Source organism: Paracoccus alcaliphilus, from assembly GCF_028553725.1.
Lineage (GTDB): Bacteria > Pseudomonadota > Alphaproteobacteria > Rhodobacterales > Rhodobacteraceae > Paracoccus > Paracoccus alcaliphilus.
In genome coordinates this window covers 562,768-581,803 of the sequence record NZ_CP067124.1, presented here as the reverse complement: position 1 = coordinate 581,803, position 19,036 = coordinate 562,768, and the positions used below count along the sequence as shown (strand labels likewise).

At 60.7% G+C, this 19,036-nt stretch carries 25 protein-coding genes and 2 pseudogenes; 12 read left to right on the top strand and 15 right to left on the bottom strand.

The features are described from left to right. Positions 1-279: 279 nt before the first annotated feature. Positions 280-435, bottom strand: a complete 156-nt coding sequence (locus JHW40_RS03115; protein ID WP_211657418.1) for a PHP domain-containing protein — start codon at positions 433-435, stop codon at positions 280-282. A 4-nt stretch (positions 436-439) separates the two neighbouring features. Between JHW40_RS03115 and JHW40_RS03110 the strand changes: the two genes are divergently transcribed. The 3 genes from JHW40_RS03110 to JHW40_RS03100 are packed head-to-tail and all read left to right on the top strand — an operon-like array spanning position 440 to position 1,083. Next, positions 440-685: a DinB/UmuC family translesion DNA polymerase gene (locus tag JHW40_RS03110; protein ID WP_090617035.1), complete on the top strand. Its 246-nt coding sequence runs from the start codon at positions 440-442 to the stop codon at positions 683-685. Positions 686-706: 21 nt separating this feature from the next. Further along, positions 707-922: a hypothetical protein gene (locus tag JHW40_RS03105; RefSeq protein ID WP_244519356.1), complete on the top strand. Its 216-nt coding sequence runs from the start codon at positions 707-709 to the stop codon at positions 920-922. Next, positions 910-1,083 carry a hypothetical protein gene (locus tag JHW40_RS03100; protein WP_244519355.1) on the top strand — a complete coding sequence of 58 codons (174 nt, stop codon included), beginning with the start codon at positions 910-912 and terminating at the stop codon, positions 1,081-1,083. Before JHW40_RS03105 ends, JHW40_RS03100 begins: the two co-directional genes overlap by 13 nt. Here the strand turns inward: JHW40_RS03100 and JHW40_RS03095 are convergent. From JHW40_RS03095 to JHW40_RS03070, 6 genes are all read right to left on the bottom strand, one after another. Continuing rightward, positions 1,058-1,489, bottom strand: coding sequence for a PIN domain-containing protein (locus JHW40_RS03095; RefSeq protein ID WP_090617031.1), 432 nt, complete (start codon positions 1,487-1,489; stop codon positions 1,058-1,060). The genes JHW40_RS03100 and JHW40_RS03095 overlap by 26 nt on opposite strands. Continuing rightward, the gene (locus JHW40_RS03090; RefSeq protein WP_090617028.1) at positions 1,486-1,788 is read right to left on the bottom strand and encodes a hypothetical protein; all 303 of its coding nucleotides are present in this window, start codon (positions 1,786-1,788) and stop codon (positions 1,486-1,488) included. Before JHW40_RS03090 ends, JHW40_RS03095 begins: the two co-directional genes overlap by 4 nt. A 377-nt stretch (positions 1,789-2,165) precedes the next feature. Then, entirely contained in the window at positions 2,166-2,639 is a 474-nt protein-coding gene (locus JHW40_RS03085; protein ID WP_090617026.1) for an HD domain-containing protein, read from the bottom strand. Between the two features lie 51 nt (positions 2,640-2,690). Next, entirely contained in the window at positions 2,691-3,242 is a 552-nt protein-coding gene (locus JHW40_RS03080; protein WP_090617024.1) for a type 1 glutamine amidotransferase domain-containing protein, read from the bottom strand. 49 nt (positions 3,243-3,291) lie between these two features. Beyond that, entirely contained in the window at positions 3,292-3,792 is a 501-nt protein-coding gene (locus tag JHW40_RS03075) for a YciE/YciF ferroxidase family protein (RefSeq protein ID WP_090617022.1), read from the bottom strand. Positions 3,793-3,968: 176 nt separating this feature from the next. Next, positions 3,969-4,661: a hypothetical protein gene (locus JHW40_RS03070; RefSeq protein WP_211657415.1), complete on the bottom strand. Its 693-nt coding sequence runs from the start codon at positions 4,659-4,661 to the stop codon at positions 3,969-3,971. A 190-nt stretch (positions 4,662-4,851) separates the two neighbouring features. On the opposite strand from JHW40_RS03070, the gene JHW40_RS03065 reads away from it, so the two are divergent. Continuing rightward, positions 4,852-4,974 (top strand): hypothetical protein, encoded by a 123-nt coding sequence (locus tag JHW40_RS03065; protein ID WP_272849049.1) that lies wholly within the window; start codon positions 4,852-4,854, stop codon positions 4,972-4,974. Beyond that, a pseudogene (locus JHW40_RS03060) lies at positions 4,968-5,176 on the top strand (transposase domain-containing protein); the annotation flags it as partial. The gene JHW40_RS03065 and the pseudogene JHW40_RS03060, both read left to right, overlap by 7 nt. Positions 5,177-5,462: 286 nt before the next feature. Here the strand turns inward: JHW40_RS03060 and JHW40_RS03055 are convergent. The 4 genes from JHW40_RS03055 to JHW40_RS03040 all read right to left on the bottom strand — a co-directional run bounded on the left by JHW40_RS03055 (position 5,463) and on the right by JHW40_RS03040 (position 7,799). Then, positions 5,463-6,395, bottom strand: coding sequence for an IS5-like element ISPpa3 family transposase (locus JHW40_RS03055; protein WP_026155396.1), 933 nt, complete (start codon positions 6,393-6,395; stop codon positions 5,463-5,465). 74 nt (positions 6,396-6,469) lie between these two features. Next, positions 6,470-6,712, bottom strand: coding sequence for a hypothetical protein (locus JHW40_RS03050; RefSeq protein ID WP_272849048.1), 243 nt, complete (start codon positions 6,710-6,712; stop codon positions 6,470-6,472). 78 nt (positions 6,713-6,790) lie between these two features. After that, entirely contained in the window at positions 6,791-6,982 is a 192-nt protein-coding gene (locus JHW40_RS03045) for a hypothetical protein (RefSeq protein ID WP_272849047.1), read from the bottom strand. Between the two features lie 445 nt (positions 6,983-7,427). After that, positions 7,428-7,799: a hypothetical protein gene (locus JHW40_RS03040; RefSeq protein ID WP_272849046.1), complete on the bottom strand. Its 372-nt coding sequence runs from the start codon at positions 7,797-7,799 to the stop codon at positions 7,428-7,430. Between JHW40_RS03040 and JHW40_RS03035 the strand changes: the two genes are divergently transcribed. The 4 genes and pseudogenes from JHW40_RS03035 to JHW40_RS03025 all read left to right on the top strand — a co-directional run bounded on the left by JHW40_RS03035 (position 7,773) and on the right by JHW40_RS03025 (position 11,888). Further along, positions 7,773-8,645: an SDR family oxidoreductase gene (locus JHW40_RS03035; RefSeq protein WP_272849045.1), complete on the top strand. Its 873-nt coding sequence runs from the start codon at positions 7,773-7,775 to the stop codon at positions 8,643-8,645. The genes JHW40_RS03040 and JHW40_RS03035 overlap by 27 nt on opposite strands. 206 nt (positions 8,646-8,851) lie before the next feature. After that, positions 8,852-9,603, top strand: a protein-coding gene (locus tag JHW40_RS03030; RefSeq protein WP_090617666.1) for an IS5 family transposase whose coding sequence is annotated in 2 segments (ribosomal slippage) — positions 8,852-9,182 and positions 9,182-9,603 — 753 coding nt in all. Because the reading frame shifts where the segments join, the coding sequence is not laid out codon by codon here. Positions 9,604-10,102: 499 nt separating this feature from the next. After that, positions 10,103-10,384 (top strand): annotated as a pseudogene (locus tag JHW40_RS24095) (thiamine pyrophosphate-binding protein); the annotation flags it as partial. After that, positions 10,299-11,888 carry a thiamine pyrophosphate-requiring protein gene (locus JHW40_RS03025; RefSeq protein ID WP_419182456.1) on the top strand — a complete coding sequence of 530 codons (1,590 nt, stop codon included), beginning with the start codon at positions 10,299-10,301 and terminating at the stop codon, positions 11,886-11,888. The pseudogene JHW40_RS24095 and the gene JHW40_RS03025, both read left to right, overlap by 86 nt. A gap of 111 nt (positions 11,889-11,999) precedes the next feature. On the opposite strand, the gene JHW40_RS03020 is transcribed toward JHW40_RS03025, so the two are convergent. The 3 genes from JHW40_RS03020 to JHW40_RS03010 are packed head-to-tail and all read right to left on the bottom strand — an operon-like array spanning position 12,000 to position 13,817. Next, positions 12,000-12,341: an alpha/beta hydrolase gene (locus JHW40_RS03020; RefSeq protein ID WP_211657447.1), complete on the bottom strand. Its 342-nt coding sequence runs from the start codon at positions 12,339-12,341 to the stop codon at positions 12,000-12,002. 2 nt (positions 12,342-12,343) lie between these two features. Further along, the gene (locus JHW40_RS03015; RefSeq protein ID WP_211657448.1) at positions 12,344-12,703 is read right to left on the bottom strand and encodes an alpha/beta hydrolase family protein; all 360 of its coding nucleotides are present in this window, start codon (positions 12,701-12,703) and stop codon (positions 12,344-12,346) included. Beyond that, positions 12,693-13,817 (bottom strand): DUF3182 family protein, encoded by a 1,125-nt coding sequence (locus JHW40_RS03010; protein ID WP_090617668.1) that lies wholly within the window; start codon positions 13,815-13,817, stop codon positions 12,693-12,695. The genes JHW40_RS03015 and JHW40_RS03010 overlap by 11 nt, the downstream gene beginning before the upstream one ends. Before the next feature lie 142 nt (positions 13,818-13,959). On the opposite strand from JHW40_RS03010, the gene JHW40_RS03005 reads away from it, so the two are divergent. Both JHW40_RS03005 and JHW40_RS03000 read left to right on the top strand, forming a co-directional pair. After that, on the top strand, positions 13,960-16,374 hold the full coding sequence (locus JHW40_RS03005) for a membrane-bound PQQ-dependent dehydrogenase, glucose/quinate/shikimate family (RefSeq protein WP_090617670.1): 2,415 nt from the start codon (positions 13,960-13,962) through the stop codon (positions 16,372-16,374). Positions 16,375-16,449: 75 nt separating this feature from the next. Beyond that, positions 16,450-16,656 (top strand): hypothetical protein, encoded by a 207-nt coding sequence (locus tag JHW40_RS03000; protein WP_090617672.1) that lies wholly within the window; start codon positions 16,450-16,452, stop codon positions 16,654-16,656. A 99-nt stretch (positions 16,657-16,755) separates the two neighbouring features. Here the strand turns inward: JHW40_RS03000 and JHW40_RS02995 are convergent, their stop codons facing one another. Then, entirely contained in the window at positions 16,756-17,262 is a 507-nt protein-coding gene (locus tag JHW40_RS02995) for a ferritin-like domain-containing protein (RefSeq protein ID WP_090617674.1), read from the bottom strand. Positions 17,263-17,404: 142 nt separating this feature from the next. On the opposite strand from JHW40_RS02995, the gene JHW40_RS02990 reads away from it, so the two are divergent. Further along, the gene (locus tag JHW40_RS02990; RefSeq protein WP_336390102.1) at positions 17,405-18,955 is read left to right on the top strand and encodes an alpha,alpha-trehalose-phosphate synthase (UDP-forming); all 1,551 of its coding nucleotides are present in this window, start codon (positions 17,405-17,407) and stop codon (positions 18,953-18,955) included. Positions 18,956-19,036 lie beyond the last annotated feature (81 nt).

The window sequence follows — 19,036 nt, the reverse complement described above, 5'->3', positions numbered from 1 at the left end:
ATCTTGCTGCCCATGCTCGTGACGCGCTGGACCGTGGGCCAGCGCGGCTGCGATATGACGAGGGTTCATCCTGAATCGATCTGCGGCTGCCTTGCTTGCGGAGTGGAAGTCACGCTGCTGTCACGTCCTTCGGCCGGCCTGCTGCGCGTCATCAACACTGCCCACGCTGCCCGCAAGCGGGTTTCATGTCAGCTGCTGTCCTCGGCATTCACGGCGTCGCCAAAGCGAGTTGATTTGCGCTGAGAATTGATGCCAAGAAGGAAAAGCGGGAATAGCGAGTCAGGGCAGGGTGGCCAACGTATTGCGATCCGTGACTGCCAGCGCCTCTATCCCCATCGCCGCCGCAGTCGCGAACAGCTCCTCGGCCGAGGACGCCCCGCGCAGGAAGGAAAACTGCGACGTCACCTGTAGCTCGGCATAGCGAGGTGCGCTCAAGGGGTTGACCGGCCGCACTGTGACACTCAAGGTCAAATATGCCGACTTCCAGCAGATCACCCGCAGCCGGACTAACGAGCGCGGATTGCGCGGAGTGGAGGAACTCGTCGGAATCGCGTCGGTGCTTCTGGAGCCGCTGTTCCCGGTCAAAAAGGGTGTGCGGCTTCTTGGCGCGACGCTATCCTCATTGGAGCCGGAAAGGGACGAAGACGATACCCGGCAACTCAGCCTTGGTCTGCCGGGCCAGTAAAAACCAAACGGGAGTGGCCGGATGAGGCGGCGGGACGAGGAGAAGATTGCGGCTCAACTCGCCAAGGCGATGGCGATGATCTGCGTCCGCAACACCATGCTGGAGAACATCCATGCGGGGCGAGTGCCGGTAACGAATGCCGGAAATTTCTCCGATGTTTTTGTCGTCGATGCCGACGGCAACCAAATCCATGGCAAGAGCTTTCGCGTATTGACGACGACGAGATGCGCGATCTGATGCGCCAGGTGGTCAATCGCCTCTATAAGTTCCAGCTCCGCTTCGGAAAGCCCGAGTGTCAGGCGTTCGTGGACCGCTGGCTCGGCGTAGCACGCAAATGGCACGAACCCGTTCTTGATCCCGGCCTGTCGGGGATCATTCCACCGCACGCAGCGGATTGACGAATTCCAGCCCGGCAAAGTCCTTCTCGTTGTCCGTAACGACAATACAGTCGTTTGCACCTGCGACAGAAGCGATGATCATGTCGAGAGCGCTGTGCGGACGTCCAGCCGCCTTGCCGTCTGCCATCAAACGCGCCCAGATCAGGCCCGCTTTGTCATCGAACGAAAGAATGCGGCCGGCGAACAGCTCCTGCGGCCCCTCCGGTCCCGAAAACCAGGCATCGAGAGCATCGCGCTTCTTGCCGCGTGGCTTTTCGAGAACGCCACGCCGGATTTCAGCGATGGTCAACGAGGCGATGAACAGATTTTCGTCGCGTTGCTCCGCCCACCACGCCAGTAGCGATTCCGACGGTTGCGGCTTGACGATATTACTAATGATGTTCGTATCGAGGAGGTAGCGCGTCACAGGTCGACCCGGCGCCCTTCCTCGCGCGGGCGCGACAGATCGAGATCGGCGCCGACCAGAGGCGAGCGGCGCAAGGCCGACAGAATGTCCCCAGATTTCGGCGGCTCGCCGGCAACCAGAGCCTTGACGGTCTGCCGGGCTTCTTCCGCTCCCGGCCCCTCCTCGGCCAGATGCCGGGCAAGCGACCGGATCAACTCACGGTCGGCTTCCAGCGCCAGAACCTCGAAACGCTTGAAGCCACGCTGCGTCAGGCGTGTCCGGTAATTCTCGATCGCTCTCTTCTGTGCGGCATTGCTCATGGCTGGCCTCCGTATTATATCCTGACATATAGCCGGTACTGTCCTAGCAAACAAGGGATGTCAGCGATGCCGCGCGACTGGCACCACAGGCCATTTCATGCGCGTTCCCGCCAGTATTTTCCATATGCTGTGGCAACCCGGAATCAGAATGGGTCATTCAGGAAGCGCCTGAGCTGCGCATCCTCGATGACGACCTCTGGAACGCGGGAACAGGGGCGCGGCGTGAGCCGCCACAAGAAAACCCCTGCGCCGGGAATCGACACAGGGGTCTGGGGTGGTGGAGTGACACGCAGGGTTCCACTCAGGCGCGTCGAGGGCAGAACGCTGCTTCAGAGGAAAGGTTCCCAGGTGGTTCAGAAAAGGACGGAGATGAATGGCTACTTATGCTTGACGATTACCGCCGCTGACAAAGCTGTTTGCGCCGGGTCATCCGGCGATGCTTTGAGGATTTGCAGCGCCTGGCGGTATTTCTCGCACCGCCGCTCGTCCTTGTCGGTGGGTTTCTCGATGCGGCTGATTTCCAGATTGTCGCGCAGATCCGCGATCTTTACTGCGCGCCCGATTTCGCTTTGTCCCGCCCGGCATACAAAATCGAAGTAATCCTCGGCGTCGCGCCGCGTCACGGCGTCCAGTGCAGCGACCAGATCGTCCGGCAATCCCTCCGCTCGCAAGGCTTCCAGAGTCCAGTCGCTATCCTCGACCACGTCGTGCAGCACGGCCACGATCTGCGCCGCGTCGCCCTTACATGCCGCCATGACCCGCAGAGGATGCAAAATATACGGATCACCCGCCTTGTCGGTTTGCCCCTCATGGGCAGCGGCGGCGATTTCCATGGCTCGTCCAAGATCCATATGGGTTCCTCTGGTGCATTGGCCAGGCAAGGCTTGCGCCTTCGGCATATCCTATCCGTTTTCTTCACCTTCCTCGATCACCTCTATTATGCAGGCGCAGAAGGCATCCAGATCGTCGGGGCTGCGAGAGGTGATAATACGCTGATCCGTAACAACCTCATTATCGGACCATAGTCCGCCGGCATTTTCCAGATCCGTCCGGATGGATTTATAGGACGTCACATTACGACCCCGAACTCGGTCGGCTTCGACCAGCAACCAAGGACCATGGCAAATGGCTGCGACCACTTTACCGCCGTCGTGAAACCGCCGCACCAGATCGACCGCAGTTGCCTCCATGCGCAGCTTGTCGGGGTTGATCTGGCCACCGGGCAGAACAATTCCATCATAAGACGAAACATCCACCCCGGCCAGAGCCAGATCCACTGAAACCAACTGCCCCCAATCGCCATCCTGCCAGCCACGGATGCTTTCGCCATCGGGCGAGACAATCTCTACCGTCGCCCCGGCTTCGCGCAACTGGTCGCGAGGCACTTCCAATTCGGATTGCTCGAAACCGTCGGTGGCGAGGATCAGGATCCTTGCTTCGGAAATCTTTGGCATGGCGTGTTCCTTTGATGACCATGAAATCGACAGAGTTTTGCGGCGGGAATTATTCAACCGGCTCGGCAGCTTCGGGATTGGCCGTCTTGTCGGCAATGCCGGTCAACTTTTCATCCGCAGCCGACTCTTCGTCCAGAGTGCTTGACAGCAGCGCAGCCGCCTCTTTCATGCCCAATACCTCCGCCCACCGCTTCAGTGTGCCGTAACGGGTGATCTCGTAATGTTCGACCGCCTGCGCCGCCGACACCAGCCCCGCATCCAGCGCCAGAGAACCCTTGAAAGATTCCAGTATCTCCTCGCCCTCCTCAATGATCCCATCAATAGCCGGACAGGTCTTCCCGCGAGGGCGTTTGCCGATCAACTCGAACACGTTCTGCAGCCGCTCGACATGCACTTCGGTCTCCTCGCGATGCGCCTCGAAGGCCGAACGCAGTTCCTCCGATTGTGCGCCGCGCGCCATCTTCGGAAGGGCCTTCAGGATCTGGCGTTCCGCGTAATAGATATCCCGCAACGTGTCATGAAACAGGTCATCAAGGGCCTTGGTCTTCATCGGATCCTCCTGTGAACTCATGCCGCCTTCTGCGGCAGACGGTGAAAGCAACAAGGTAGCGAGCGGGATGTTCCTGCCTGCCGCATCGAAAATTGATCCGTGAGGCTCATCCCGCGAAAACCCGTGCGAAGTTTTTCGTCCGGCGGTGATGCGGGAACATATCGGGGGTTTTGCGGTTAACGGCGCCCGAATGAAGGAGAATCCTCATGACGGTCCGCAATCCGATGGCAGGTCTCGGCCTTGCCCTGCCCCTTGCGGGCAGCTTTGCGGCGGTCCTGTCGGCGTTGGTTCTGGGCGTGATGGCGGTCATGGAGGGGGTGGCGCCGTGGATGCCGCTGAACGCCACCTCGAATGTCCTGCATGGCCCGGCTGCGGTTACCATCGCAGATGTGGACCTCACCCATACTGCCCCCGGCGCGATAATCCATATCGTATCGGCGTTCTTCTGGGCTGGCGTCGCTATCCTTCTGGTAAGAGCAACGGGTACGCGTCGGCGCTCGGGCCGCCATGCCGCTGGCAGAGCGGCCGAGATCGTCGTCGATCACATCCACGGTCCGGAAACCACGACGACGCGCGACTTCGACCAGTTCATATTGCCGTCGCCGGCTCTCGGTGTTGAACTCCACCTGGGCCGGGGTCGATTGGCGCACATAGACCACCGCCTTGCGCTGCAGGATGGCCGGCGGAAAGAGATCACGGTCCATCATCGTCTTGCTCCAACTTGCTCGTTCCCCCGCTTCGGCCAACAAAATGGCCAGGCGCGTCAATACCTGCTGGCGCTCCCGTGGGCTCATTCCGCGCAACCGCTCCGAGTCGAACTGCATCTGCAGTTGCCTGGGGCTCGACGGCCCGGTGGGCAGGTCTTGCATCGGTCTGTTCCTTTCCGGCGATGACATCACCGGAAGAGCTTCGCCGAAGACCGCGCCGACTCAGAAGGTCATCGAGATCCGACAGGGCCGCGAGCGATACGCGCGGTGTGCCGAGGACCATGCCGGTGCAAGCTGCCGGGTCGAGCATCCACGCGGCCACGACCATGAAGATGCCAGGCAGCACCTCGATATGGACAAACTGACCGGACTTGCGTCGGTCGACACGCTCGACCCGAACCTGTCGGCCGAAGAGCGCGTGCCACCGGTAATGCACCTCAACAAATTGCCCGACATGGGCAGAATGAACGGGTGATGACCATCACGAGGAAGAACAGCCTGTTCGCCGGGTCAGATGGCGGCGGTCGGACATGGGCCACCATCTCCACGCTCTTGCAGACCTGCAAAACGAACAGCGTCGACCCCGTCGTGTGGCTACCCAGACCTTGGAGCACATTGCCAAGCAATGGCAAAGCGCAAACATCGACGCTCTCATGCCATGGAACTACAAGGCCTGAACGGTCTCCGCTTCCCGCTTACGAACAGATAGATGATGCAGTGGAAGAATTTCCCTCCCAAAGCGCTTGTTCAGGCAATTACAAAAAAAATGGCGATGCGGGACGTCAGATGCTGCATCGCGACAAGAACGCCAAACAAGTAGCCTTGTTCCGCCTACTTGCGAAGTTTGAAGCGGCACCCCGGAGCAGGCGCGAGACCGGCCGGACCCGGCTTGCTTCCGTGGGTTGAGTCGGCGTTGTTGCAGAAGTCAGTGTGTGAGCGCAGTTTTCCCTTTCCGCGTTGAGTTCATGCCACGCGTTTGATCTCGGCGGATCCGAGGGCATTGAAGCGGTTCATGAGGGCGATGCGGATATGGATTTCGGCGGTCTGGCGGTCCGGGTCTCGTGATGAGATGCGTTCACCGAAGGCCTTGAGGCAGCGCATCCTTGCCTCGATCCTGCTTCGGACGTGATAACCTGACCAGCGCTTCCATATGGCCCTGCCCAAGCGCTGGGTTGCCCGGAGGATCTCGTTGCGCGCCCTGGCTGCGGGGCAATCCTCCTTCCAGAGACGGCCATTCCTCCGGATCGGGATGATGGCGGTGCCGCCTCGATCCAGGATCGCGGTGTGGCAGCGTCGGGTGTCAAAGGCACCGTCGCCGGTGACGGTGCCGATCTGTTCATCCTCTGGGATCTGGTTGAGCAGGTCGGGCAGAACAGGGCTGTCGCCTTCACGGCTTGAGGTGAATTCGACGGCGCGGATGTCACCTGTAGCCGTGTCCATCGCCAGATGAACCTTACGATATTGGCGTCGGCGATGCGGGCCATGCTTGCGGGCAAGCCATTCCCCATCACCAAGAAACTTGATCCCGGTGCTGTCCACCAGCAGGTTCAGCGGCCCCGGCGCACGGCGGCTCGTGATCTGAACCGTGATGCGCTTCTGCCTGCGGCTCAGGGTCGAGAAATCGGGCACCCGCCAGTCGAGCCCGGCCATCGAAAGGATGCTCGCCACCATCCCTGTCGTTTGCCGCAGAGGCAGGCCGAACAGAACCTTCACCATCAAGCAGAACTGGATCGCGGCATCAGAGAAGACCGGCGGCCGACCATTGCATCCGGATTTGGGTGCGCGCCAAACCATGTCCTTGTCCAGCCAGATCAGAAGGGACCCGCGCCGCTTCAAGGCATCGTTGTAGGACTTCCAGTTCATCGTGCGGTAGCGGGTCGGCTCAGGCTTGCTCATACTCGCCCCTTAGCCCACTGGATTCGCAGTGTGAATCCCTCAGAAAACGGAGTTCTGCAACAACGCCGGTTGAGTCAGCAGTCTTCGCTCTTATCGACCATTCCCGGCCGGTCCCGGTTCTCGCACATGGCAGTGTCGGGCTTCCGGCCATCCGGCTCGACGGGATTGTCGGCATCTTGCCGAATGTCTTTCTGCTTGGCCGGATTGAGCGTGTCGAACTCTTTCGGATCGTGCGGGACGCCCTCATGTTCACCTTGGCCATTCTCCCGCTCGGGATCGGCCGCTGGGTTGTGCTGCTTCGGTCGTTCTCTGGTCATGGGTCAAACCTCCATGCCTGTAACTTGGGGGGCGGGCATATGTTCCCGTCGTCTGCGGGCGCGGCCCACGCGCCTTCGTCAGTGCTGGCCGACCTGGGACAAGCCCTGTGGAACCTTGATTCCCGCTTTCGCTGCTTCGTCGGTCAAGCGATCATGGATTTTCCGGAAATCCTTGTTGTGGCGGTAGGTGCCGAGAACGGTCAGGATCACCGCCCATTCATGGGGCGAAACGGCAGGACGGAAGATGCGCGGGGTGGATTTGTGGGGCATGACAATAAACCATGATAAGCGAAAACCTGCCTAAGTATAGGAACCCTGACCTATACAAAGTCAAGTTGTCTTCATCGCTGAATGCCAGATCGCCGCATGCTAGCTTGGCGTGGCGATCGGGACCGCACCAGCGCGGCGGCTGTCTCACTCGCCGAGAAAACGTCGACAACCTTGAAATCGCGCTTCATTGTTTTGCGTCTTTTCGATCCGGAAGTCCTCCGCCTTCAGTCGTACGTTCTGTGAGGTGAATTGCGTGATCGTAACTGTAAAACGCGACACGTGGTCCGAAGAGCATCTTGTTGACGATCTCGATCCCCCAGCGTCGACCATGATACAGACAAAGATGGCGTAAAAATCCTCACCGGCTCTCGATCTTGTGGGGCAACCGGTTGAGCGTGAGATCATCGGCAGGATGACTAGGCCGCGCGCGCCAGCCGAAACGCCGTCACCGGCGCCTCTTCCGTGCCGAGATAGCCGCAGTCAGGACCGTTTCTGTGGCGCTGGCCGGCACCATGCCGAGAGCCACCTTCTGCCGATGCATTTTGGTCATTCGGAACCTGCTCGCCAATAGGACAAAGAGAAAAATCAGCGATTTTGTTGCTTTATCGGGAACAACAGGCACCGGTTCCTGTTGCACCAGTTGTAAATGCGCGGACATGTGCGTTTGCACCGGCTCCCGTGCAGGCAAATCCAGGAAAGCGAGTGTCTCAAGCGGCACGAGTGCCCCAACGTTTAGAATTGATGCCGCATCTCTTGTCGAGGTGAAGCAGCATTTGAACAGGAGTAAAAAATGCAGGATGATCCGCAGAAGAAGCACGTCCAGCCTCCGCTGCCCGAACAACAGCAGGACATGCCCGGTTATACCGGCCAGATGGATCCGCAACCGGATCATGGTGAGGAGAGCTATCGCGGCAATGATCGGCTCAAGGACCGCGTAGCAATCATTACCGGCGGAGATTCAGGCATCGGGAGGGCAGTCGCCATTGCCTTCGCGCGGGAAGGCGCGGATATCGTCATCAACTATCTGGAAGAAGACGAGGATGCGCAGGACACCGCCCGCTGGGTGGAAAAGGCGGGGCGGAAGGCTGTTCTGGCGCGGGGCGACATCTCGGACGAACATTATGCCAGATCTCTGATTGGCAAGGCCGTGGAGGAGCTGGGCCGGCTGGACATTCTGGTCAATAACGCCGCTCATCAGGCAACATTCGAGCAGTTCGAGGATATCAGCACCGAGGAATGGGACCTGACCTTCAGGACCAACATCTACTCGATGTTTTACCTCTGCCAAGAAGCGGTAAAGCACATGAAACCGGGCGCCGCAATCATCAACACCTCGTCGATCAACGCCACAAGCCCTTCGGCAACCTTGCTGGCCTATGCCACAACCAAAGGGGCGATCGCCAATTTCACGGCAGGGCTCGCGGGGCTGCTGGCAGATCGGGGCATCCGCGTCAACGCAGTGGCTCCGGGGCCCATCTGGACGCCGCTGATCCCATCAACCATGCCGGAAGAGAAGGTAAGGAATTTCGGCAAGGACACCCCGCTGAAACGGCCAGGGCAGCCCGCCGAACTTGCGGCGACATATGTCCTGCTTGCATCGAGCGAGTCGAGCTATACCACTGGCGCTCTCTATGAGGTGACCGGTGGACGGCCGATGTTGTGACGCAGACAGAACGGGGCCAGTTCCGTCATATTCGCGTACTGGTCTGACCTATCAGGTCCCCCCACCCATTCCGGAAAGCGCGTTAGCGCCCATATCGTTGCGCTGGCACGACCGATGCGCCAAACCAGTCCGGGTTCACCGCCGCTACACGATCATTAGGGCGTGTGGGGATTCACAAGCGGGGGTTGATGTGATTCATACTTCGGATGGATCGCGATGTTCTGACGGATGCCCAATGGGCGAAGATCGAGCCGCACTGTCTGGGTAAGTCAAGCGACCCTGGACGGAGCGGAAAAGACAACCGACTGTTTCTGGAAACGGTGCTGTGGATTGTGCGCACGGGCAGTCCGTGGCGCGACCTGCCGGAACGGTTCGGCAACTGGAACACGGTGTTCCGGCGGTTCCGAGATTGGCGGGAAGCCGATGTTTTCAGGCGCATATTCGATGCGCTGTCGGATGATCCCGACCTGGAATACGCCATGGTCGATGCCACAATTGTCAAGGTCCATCGTCACGGACAGGGCGCAAAAGGGGGACTCAGAGCCAGGCCATTGGCCGCTCCAAAGGCGGCATAACGACCAAGATCCTGGCCCTCACCGATGCCTTGGGCAACCTCGTGCGCTTCCGTCTGATGCCGGGCCAGCGCTACGACAGCGTCGAGGTGCCGCCGCTGATCGACGGGATCGCCTTCGACGGCTTGATCGCCGACAAGGCCTTCGACAGCAATGCGCTGGTTGCCGAGTTGAACGATCGCGGCGCCCGGATCGTGATCTCGCAACACCCCGCCCGTGCGCAGAAGCTCAGGATCGACGCCGATATCTACGCCTGGCGCCATCTCATCGAGAACTTCTTCTGCAAGCTCAAGGAGTTCAAGCGCATCGCCATGCGTGCCTGCAAGACCGACCGGAGCTTCGAAGCAATGGTCTACCTCGCTGCCGCCGTTATCAACTCACGATGAATCCCCACACGACCTAATGTTCGAACCCGGGAACGGCTGAGCCAGGATATGTTTGTGACGCTGGCTCCTCTGCCGAGCAATGCGTCGGACGATTTTGCCCTACCAAATCGTTTAGCTGTTCGATCTGACATTCGTGCATATCATTCCTGCAACTGATTCCGTTATTGTTGAGGGAACTGTCGTTGCTCAGCCAACCAGAAACCACAGGCTCGCCATAGCGATCAATGCCAGCAGCACGAGCGCGGGGGCCCAGGCGCCAAGTGTCAGCCGCGCTCCTACTTGCTTGGACTTCCGATAGTAGTCCATGTCGACAGGTGCGCCAGCCTCGCCTGCCGAACGATCCGTTTTCGTTTCGGACCTGTTGCGAACGGTATCTGATGACCTGTGCTGTTGCTGCCCGTCTACCGGCATAAGCGGGATCCTCCATGCAATGGGACCCCCAGAACACCGACCGCCCGCCAATGTTCCCGACGGTGCCGATCTTTAGTGGGAACACCTCATGCGGCAAACGGTTACGTCAGTCGGCCAACGCAAACAGGAGGCGCGCATGGCACGGACAGTAGGCGATTTCTTCTGGCAGCGGTTGAAGGATTGGGGAGTCACCCGAATCTTCGGCTATCCTGGCGATGGTATCAACGGTCTGCTGGGCGCGTTGCAGAGTCGCGAGGGAGACATCGAATTCATACAGGTCAGACATGAGGAAATGGCTGCCTTCATGGCGACGGCACATGCCAAGTTCACCGGTGAGTTGGGCGTTTGTCTGGCCACTTCCGGACCGGGCCCACGCGCCAGTTTTGGCGATTTCGGGTCAGCAGGCGCGGACGGCTCTGGGCTCTCACTACCAGCAGGAAATCGACCTTGTCTCCATGTTCAAGGATGTCAGCGCCTTCGTGCAGCAGGCCAGTCTGCCATCGCAGGTCCGGCATCTGACCGACCGGGCCATACGGACGGCCATCGGCGGTCGGAAGGTTGCGGCTCTGATCTTTCCAAATGATCTTCAGGAGGCGGTTTATGAAGATCCGTCCCGCGCGCATGGCGCGGTTTTTTCAGGCGTAGGCCTTTCGCATCCGCGAACGCTACCCTGGGGCAAGGACCTGCAGCGCGCTGCGGATGTACTGAATGCCGGAAAGCGTGTCGCGATGTTGGTCGGCGCCGGCGCGTTGGGCGCGTCCGTGGAAGTAAAGGCCGTGGCCGAGATTCTGGGAGCGGGCGTGGCCAAGGCATTGCTGGGCAAAGCTGTCCTTCCGGACGACCTTCGCTATGTGACGGGCGCGATAGGATTGCTGGGAACTGAAGCCAGCTGGGAACTGATGACGGGCTGCGATACGCTGCTGATGGTCGGAACGGGATTTCCCTATTCCGAGTTTCTTCCTGAAGAGGGGACGGCAAGAGGGGTTCAGATCGACATCGATCCCTCAATGCTGTCGCTGCGCTATCCGATGGAAGTCAGTTTGGTCGGCGATAGCAGCGAAACCTTACGGACATTGCTTCCCCTTCTTAAACGCAAGCGAAGAGGGCCGTGGCAACGCAAGATCGAGCGAAGCGTCCAAAAGAGCTGGAAGACACTGGAAGGACGAGCGCGTCAGCCCGCCAGGCCGGTAAACCCTCAATTGCCATTCTGGGAGCTGTCGGCACGTTTGCCTGACAATGCCATCCTGACCTCGGATTCTGGATCTTGCGCGAACTGGTTTGCCCGTGACGTGAAGATCCGCGACGGGATGATGGCATCGCTTTCTGGCGGGCTCGCCTCGATGGGGGCGGCGGTCCCCTACGCAATTGCTGCCAAATTCGCCCATCCGGAGCGGGCGGTGGTCGCCATGGTCGGCGATGGCGCCATGCAGATGAACAACATGGCCGAACTGATCACGGTCGCGAAATACTGGCGTGACTGGAAGACGCCGACATGGGTCTGCTTGGTATTGAACAACCGAGACCTCAATCAGGTGACATGGGAACAACGGGTCATGGAGGGCAATCCGAAGTTCGAGGCCACCCAAACGATCCCCGACGTTCCCTATCATCGCTTTGCGGAAATGATTGGTTTGCAGGGTATTCTGGTTGAAGCCCCCGAGAGGATTTGTGACGCGTGGGACGAAGCTCTCGCGGCAGCGCGGCCCACCGTCATCGAAGTGCGCAGCGATCCCGAGGTTCCCCCGCTACCGCCCCATCTGACCCAGAGCCAGATCCGCAACTTCTCTTCAGCGACTTTGGCCGATGCCGAGCGCAGCGGCATCCTGCGCAACACTGCTCGCCAGATGCTGGGCCTATCGAGTGGCAAGGGCTGACACAGTTCTCGGCTTTATTGCTCACGTCGGCGGGTTGGGCTTCATTGCTATGAAAGCTGATAGCCCGCACGCTTTCACGATAGATCAGGGTCAGCGGTGGTGAATGAAGACTTAGCGCGCTCCAAAGATCATCTCGCGCAGCCAGCGTGAAATCAGGACGATATAATCCCGCCTGCTGCCTGGCGAGGAAAGCGCATGATTGGCGCCCGAGATCAGGCGATAGGTGACGGAACGGGCACAAAGAAACGCCCGCATATAGCTTGCAATCGTCGTATGTGGCACAAGATCGTCATATTCGGACTCGACTATCAATACATCCCCGCTGAACTCGCCGCAGGCATCCAGCGCCTTATTGCGTTCCGAGACGATCGCGCTGCGATATGTCGTCAGATCGTCGCGATCCAGTTGTCCCTTGGGTAGCGTCCAATCCTTGTCACGATAAAGGGCCGGCACCCTCAGCCCCAGCCATCGTACCTTACGCAGTCGAGTGAGAAGCGCGGCCAGATAGGCGCCGTAACTGCTTCCGACGACTGCGGCTGAGCCGCAAGGAAATCATAAGCAAGGCAGAGATCGCGCAGATTGTCTTCGCGCGTGACCCGTTGCAGGTCGTTCGACGAGGCGCCATGGCCGCGCAGATCGAAAGTGAACGAAACAAAGCCAAGCTGCGACAGCGATCTTGCCCTTTCGGTATCGCGTTCCTGGCTGCCTCCCCATCCATGCACGAATAGCACCGCCGGCACACCGGTCGCGGGCCGGACCAGCCGTCCCGACACGCGGTGGCCGTCGATGTGAAGCTCCTGCGGTTCAATCTCCAATGATTGCCTCCACTTTTGCGGTTTTCAGCAAGGGTCCTACCCGCGGATCTTCATCATGATAGATGACGAAGTCCAAAGGCGACGGATCGCGTTGATCGTATCCGTAACGTTCCGTGGTAGAGGCGCGGACAGCGTTCGCCTCGGGGCGGGATGCCAATACCTCCAGCGCCAAGATCTCTGCCCCGCTGGCCCCCCCGATGCGCCATGACTGCTCCAGCAGGCCACATCGCGACCGGCCATGATGGGTGATGCCGATTGCTATGTCATAATTGCGCCGCGACGCCATCACCTCGTCCAGATCCGCTTGCGCGCGCCTGTCGAATTCGGCCGCCTTGCCAATGGCCTCGCGCGCCGCTGCGGGCAGGGATTGTTCCAGCAGTTGCGCCAGACCGCCACGGATGACGAGCAGGCACGAGCCGCCATAGGCATCGTTCCCATGATTGTCTTTCGTGTTCGTCTGCCGACCGACATAACTGATGACCTGGTCGGGCATGTTGATCTGCCCGACGCTCAGCGTCGTTACGCGGGCAAGATTTTCCTCTATCACGAGTCCGGTGGCCAGCGTGGACGGTGAAATATCGTTCAGCACTCCCTCCAGTTCGGATGGCGAGTTCACGATATGCTGGTCCTGCCCGCCTTCGGCCGCGGCCAGCTTGAGGCGGATCACCCGTGAAAGCCCGAGCAGGTTACGACCGGCCAATACCGCGTCGTTGGCATCGAAAACCGTCACCCCTCGCAACGTAAGGTCGCGCACCAAAGCGCCAAAGCCGGAGGGCCAGGCCGGCGGCAGGCGACGGGCGTTGGGCAAGGCAGGATGGACGACCGCCTTGGTCGCCAGAAGCGGATCCCGCGTCCAGCCACGGAAGAAATGTGCTATGCTGGGTGGCCGCCAGTTTTCGCCGCACAGGGTCTCACGCGGGGCCAGATACCAATCCGGCATGGCAGCAGGAACTTTTTCGAACGGCCCCTTATAGTCCAGCCCCAGATAGGAAGCCAGGCGACGGACCAAAGCGTCATGACTGGTGCGCACATGATGCTCGGCCGAGCGGGGGCAATGCGATCTCACCTCGACCGAAGGGCGTGCGGGGCCGGGGCGTTCATTTTTTGGCGTCATGGTGCTTTTCCGCCGTCATTATGAAGAAGTGCATAACCGTCAGGTAGCCGTTCTCTTCCTGATGTCGTCGGTCTTGCGGCATATCAGGAACATTTCCCTTACTTCACTGTTGCATAGCCCGGAAAGCAGGGAGGATAAGGACATGACGGCTTCCAACAGGCCAATCAGTTCACGCGGGCTGGGTGACGGGCTTACGATGCTTCTGGGGGCCGTGCTGGTTCTGTTCGGAGCGCCGATTTTTGGCGGCGGTGTCTGGCTGATCGTGCTGGGCGGATCATGGTATTACCTGTTCGCCGGGCTAGGACTGCTGGTCACCGCATGGTTCCTGTTCCGTCGGTCCGTCGCGGCGCTGTGGGTCTATCTGCTGACCTTCGGCGGAACGCTGATCTGGGCATTGTGGGAGGCCGGGTTCGACGCTTGGGCGCAGGTTCCCCGTCTGGTCGCGCCTCTGGTGGTGCTGGTTCTGGTGCTGCTGACCCTGCCGGTCCTTCGCGGCGGACGTCCCGGATACCGCAGAACCATCGCCGGGGCGGCGGTCTTCACGGGGCTTGCCGCAATGGTGCTTCTGGCGACCCGTGGCGATATCACCGCGCGTGCGCAGCAGGCTGTCGGGGACGAACGCGACGCAGGTTCCACCGCAGCCGCCGCCCAGCCGCAGGCCGGGGCCGACTGGCCCGCCTATGGCGGCACCCATCACGCCACCCGTTTCTCGCCGCTGGAACAGATCACACCCGCCAATGTCGGCGGGTTGCAGCAGGTCTGGGAGTTCCGCACCGGCGATATGCCCGAAGAGGATGAAAGTTTCTCGAACCAGAACACGCCGCTGAAGATCGGCGACCGGCTGCTGATCTGTTCGGCGATGAATCAGGCCATCGCGCTGGATGCCGCGACCGGGCTGGAACTGTGGCGCCACGATCCGGGGGTTGCAACGGATGCCATCCCCTATAACGCAAGCTGTCGCGGGCTGGCCTATTACGCCGCGCCGGACTTGGCCGTGGACGAACCCTGCGCCGAACGGGTGTTGATGAACACGTTGGACGCCCGGTTGCTGGCGTTGGATGTCCGCACCGGCCAGCTGTGCGAAGGTTTCGGCAATGGCGGCAGCGTCGATCTGGAGGAAGGCATCGGACATACCGCGCCGGGCTGGTATGCGCCGACCTCGCCGCCGACCATCGTGCGCAATGTCGCGGTGGTTCATTCGCAGGTTCGCGACGGCCAGCGCCGCGATGCGCCCTCGGGCGTGGTGCGCGGCTATGACGCGGCCAGCGGCGACATGCTCTGGGCATGGGACATGGGCCGCCCGGGCGAAACCGGCGCCCCGCCCGAGGGGCAGACCTATACCCGCGGCACGCCCAATGTCTGGACCATCGCGTCGGGCGACGATGAATTGGGGCTTGTCTATCTGCCGCTTGGTAATGCGGCGGTGGATTACTGGGGCGGCGGCCGTTCGGATGCCGAGAACGAATATTCCACCGCGCTGGTGGCGCTGGACGTCGAAACCGGCCAGCCCGAGTGGCACTATCAGACCGTGCGTTACGATATCTGGGATTACGATCTGGGGTCGCAGGGCACGCTGATCGACTTTCCGACGCCCGACGGCCCGATTCCGGCACTGGTCCTGCCCACCAAGCAATCCATGTTCTGGGTCTTCGACCGCCGCAACGGCGAATTGCTGGTCGAGGTCGAGGACCGTCCCGTTCCGCAAGGTGGAGTCGAACCCGACCGGCTTTCGCCCACGCAACCCTTTGTCACCGACTTTCCCAATCTGCTGAAACCCGATCTGGAGGAACGCCATATGTGGGGCATGACGCCGCTGGATCAGCTGTTCTGCCGCATCCAGTATCGCCAGAGCCGTTACGAAGGCATCTATACGCCGCCCGGTACCGATTGGTGGGTTCAGTTCCCCGGCTATAACGGCGGATCGGACTGGGGCGGGGTGGCGGTCGATCCGGATCGCGGGATCATGGTCGCCAACTACAACATCACCGCCAACCGCACCCGGCTGGTTCCGCGCGAACAGATCGATGAATATGGCGTGGTTCCCATCGACGAACCCGGCTGGCACGAGAACAGCCCCGACGAGGTCTCGCCGCAAGCCGACACCCCCTATGGGGTCGAAGTGAATGCGGGCTGGCGCGTGCCCTTCACCCAGCTTCTGTGCACCCAGCCCCCCTATGGCGGCATCATGGCCGTGGACCTGCAAACGCGCGAGGTGCTGTGGGACAAGCCCTTCGGTACGGCGCGCAGCGATGGCCCGTGGGGCATCCCCACGCGCCTGCCCTTCACCATCGGCACCCCGAACAACGGCGGGGCGGTGGTGACGGGTTCGGGGCTGATATTCATCGCCGCCACGACCGACGATCTGATCCGCGCCATCGACATCGAGACCGGTGAAGAAGTGTGGAGCGATATCCTGCCCGCAGGCGGACAGGCCAGCCCCGCCGTCTATGAGGTCGATGGTCGTCAATATCTGGTCATCAATGCGGGCGGGCATACTTTCATGCAGACCCCGATCGGCGATCACTTCATCGCCTGGGCGCTGCCCGACGATGTCTGAGCCGCTCACATTCGCCGTCGCGGCAGGAACATTTGCACGGACCTGCCGTTTCGTCCGGGTAGGAGGAACATCAAAATGGCCGAGAAATTCGATCCCAAAACAGAAAACGAAAAGTTCAACATCCGCAAGGGCGCGCAGGATGCTAAAATGGCCGAGGCTGACCCCTTCGTGAATCCGAAACACGAAAACCGCTCGAACGAGCCGAATGCGGGCGGCCAGAACCGCGAAGCTGGAGATCGGAAGGCGCGTCAGAACGACCGGGCCACCAACGGCGGGGAATAACCGTTTCCCGCAGGCAAGCCGCCGCAGCTTCCGGCCGCGGTGGCTTGCCTCCCGATCAGCGCCGATGCGGCTTGCGGGCCGGGCGGGGTGCAGGGCCGGTCATTCCTGACGTTTCTCCGGCCCGTCTGAATCGAGGGTCCGCAGATAGAAATCGGTCGTGGCTTCCATGTTCTGCGCCAGCCAGTTCGCCATCGACTGTTCTTCCGCCAGATTCTGCTCATAGACCGCTATCGCCTCGTCATCGCCGATGATCCGCGCCGTGGCGATCAGCACGGAATAGGACGCGATCTCCATATACTCGAAGGCATAACTCACGATCGCGCCCTTGACGACCTCGTCCGAGGCGAACACGCCACCCAGCGCCTGCCCCGTCGCGGCGGCCTTGCCGGTCAGGTCCTTCATCAGTGAGGTGCCGGAATCGCGTTCCAGCAGCTGGCGCAGGGCCTTTTCCTGCCGTTCGGTTTCGGCGATATGTTGTTCGACGCGGGCGTGAAGATGGTCGTAATGCACCAGCCGCCCGCTCATGCTGCCCAGCATCGTCAGGGCCTGTTCTTCCATGGCATGCGCATCGCGCAACCAGTTCAGATACATGTCGTGGATTTCCATCATGCTTCTCCGTTCAGGGATTTTGCCACAACGACGGCGTTCAGCATCCGGCCCTCCGGGCCCGGCCGCGTCATGCGGCAGATGGCCCGGACAACCGGCTAGGCGCTGAAATGTTCCTGCCCGCCGGTGCCTGCCGCGCGAAATGACGGCGGCATCGTCCGACCGGACACTGGGTCGCCGCAGGCTGGAACATTCGGGGCCGATGCGGGTTAGCAGCGTCTCGAAGCTCTTGGGTGAGACAATGGATGTGACGGAAGACGAACAATACGGCGCCAAACCTGCCCGGAGCACATGGCCGACCTTCATCGACAAGACCAGAACGTTCGCGACGGCAGCCCAGACGCCGGGCTCTGCCGGCCGGCTTGTCGTGGTGTCCAACCGCCTGCCGTCAGGCGACAGCCCCTCTGGTGGTCTGGTCGTCGCCCTGAAGGATTCGTTACAAAGAACCGGAGGGCTTTGGATCGGCCATTCCGACAAGGGCGACACCGGTGCCGGATCCCTCAGCTTTCATCAGGGCGGCGGCTTTGGGCGCGCGTCCTTTACCCTGAATGGCGCCGTTTACGACAACTATTATCTGGGATTCTCGAATACGGTTCTGTGGCCCGCGTTTCACGGTCGGGCGGATCTGATGAGGATCGCGCCCGAATACCTGCAGGCCTACAGGCGCGCAAATTCCCGTATCGCAAAGCTGATGATTCCGCATCTGCGAACGGCTGACCGTATCTGGGTTCAGGATTATCATTTACTGCCGCTGGCATCGGAACTGCGCCTGCAGGGCTTTGCCGGACGTATCGGCCTTTTCCTTCACATTCCCTTTCCAAGTCTGGCCGATTGTGCCGCCCTTCCCAATCCGGCCGATCTGTTCGAGTGGTTGTCGCATTATGATCTGGTCGGTTTTCAGACCCGGCGCGACCTTGTGAATTTCGAGGACTGTTCGAGCCGCCTCAGCCGGGTCCAGCGTCTTGACGATCAGCGATTCCGCTTATGCGAGCGGAAGCTGCGGGTTGGGGTGTTCCCGATCGGCATCGATTCGCTGGGTTTCATGGACGAAGCGCGCAATGCCGATATCGAAGACAGAATGAGAAGCCTAACCTATTCCAGCATGATGATCGGCGTCGAGAGGCTGGATTATTCCAAGGGCATTCCTCAGAAATTCAGGGCGCTGCAAACGCTGCTGGAAAACCATCCGGAGCTCATCGAAAAGGTGGACCTTCTTCAGGTGGCTCCGCCGACACGGGAAGATGTATCCGCCTATCGTGATATTCGGGAAGAAACCGAACATCTGGCAGGAAGGATCAATGGCAAATTCGCCACGGTGAACTGGACGCCGATCCGCTATATTCACCGCGCCATTCCGCGAAACGAACTTGCGGGCCTTTATCGGCAGGCAAGGGTCGGCCTTGTTACGCCCTTGGCCGACGGAATGAATCTTGTGGCCAAGGAATATGTCGCGGCGCAGGACGTGGGCAATCCGGGCGTGCTGATCCTGTCGCGCTTTGCCGGCGCGGCCGAGACTATGCAAAGCGCCCTGATCGTCAATCCGCACGATCCGGTCGAAATGGCAGAGGCGATGCACCGGGCCCTTGAAATGCCGGCCGACGAAAGGCGCCGCCGCCATCTGGCGCTGCTGCAGGAGGTTCTGGAACACGATGTCGGCTGGTGGTCATCGTCCTATCTCGCGACTCTTGGATAGCGCAGGCGACGTAACAGGCAAAACCCCCGCGCCGGACGGGCGCAGGGGGCCAAGGTGGCGCCCGCAGACGGGGCCGGGGCA

Bases quoted from the DNA above. Each gene is read 5' to 3' on its own strand.
- JHW40_RS03045 (WP_272849047.1), bottom strand. From the start codon at position 6,982: ATGCCCCACAAATCCACCCCGCGCATCTTCCGTCCTGCCGTTTCGCCC.
- JHW40_RS03010 (WP_090617668.1), bottom strand. From the start codon at position 13,817: ATGACGCCAAAAAATGAACGCCCCGGCCCCGCACGCCCTTCGGTCGAG.
- JHW40_RS03090 (WP_090617028.1), bottom strand. From the start codon at position 1,788: ATGAGCAATGCCGCACAGAAGAGAGCGATCGAGAATTACCGGACACGC.
- JHW40_RS03065 (WP_272849049.1), top strand. From the start codon at position 4,852: ATGGACAAACTGACCGGACTTGCGTCGGTCGACACGCTCGACCCGAAC.
- JHW40_RS03075 (WP_090617022.1), bottom strand. From the start codon at position 3,792: ATGAAGACCAAGGCCCTTGATGACCTGTTTCATGACACGTTGCGGGAT.
- JHW40_RS03100 (WP_244519355.1), top strand. From the start codon at position 910: ATGCGCGATCTGATGCGCCAGGTGGTCAATCGCCTCTATAAGTTCCAG.
- JHW40_RS03085 (WP_090617026.1), bottom strand. From the start codon at position 2,639: ATGGATCTTGGACGAGCCATGGAAATCGCCGCCGCTGCCCATGAGGGG.
- JHW40_RS03000 (WP_090617672.1), top strand. From the start codon at position 16,450: ATGGCCGAGAAATTCGATCCCAAAACAGAAAACGAAAAGTTCAACATC.
- JHW40_RS02990 (WP_336390102.1), top strand. From the start codon at position 17,405: ATGACGGCGGCATCGTCCGACCGGACACTGGGTCGCCGCAGGCTGGAA.
- JHW40_RS03055 (WP_026155396.1), bottom strand. From the start codon at position 6,395: ATGAGCAAGCCTGAGCCGACCCGCTACCGCACGATGAACTGGAAGTCC.
- JHW40_RS02995 (WP_090617674.1), bottom strand. From the start codon at position 17,262: ATGGAAATCCACGACATGTATCTGAACTGGTTGCGCGATGCGCATGCC.
- JHW40_RS03105 (WP_244519356.1), top strand. From the start codon at position 707: ATGAGGCGGCGGGACGAGGAGAAGATTGCGGCTCAACTCGCCAAGGCG.
- JHW40_RS03035 (WP_272849045.1), top strand. From the start codon at position 7,773: ATGCAGGATGATCCGCAGAAGAAGCACGTCCAGCCTCCGCTGCCCGAA.
- JHW40_RS03050 (WP_272849048.1), bottom strand. From the start codon at position 6,712: ATGACCAGAGAACGACCGAAGCAGCACAACCCAGCGGCCGATCCCGAG.
- JHW40_RS03025 (WP_419182456.1), top strand. From the start codon at position 10,299: ATGAGGAAATGGCTGCCTTCATGGCGACGGCACATGCCAAGTTCACCG.
- JHW40_RS03080 (WP_090617024.1), bottom strand. From the start codon at position 3,242: ATGCCAAAGATTTCCGAAGCAAGGATCCTGATCCTCGCCACCGACGGT.
- JHW40_RS03005 (WP_090617670.1), top strand. From the start codon at position 13,960: ATGACGGCTTCCAACAGGCCAATCAGTTCACGCGGGCTGGGTGACGGG.
- JHW40_RS03070 (WP_211657415.1), bottom strand. From the start codon at position 4,661: ATGCAAGACCTGCCCACCGGGCCGTCGAGCCCCAGGCAACTGCAGATG.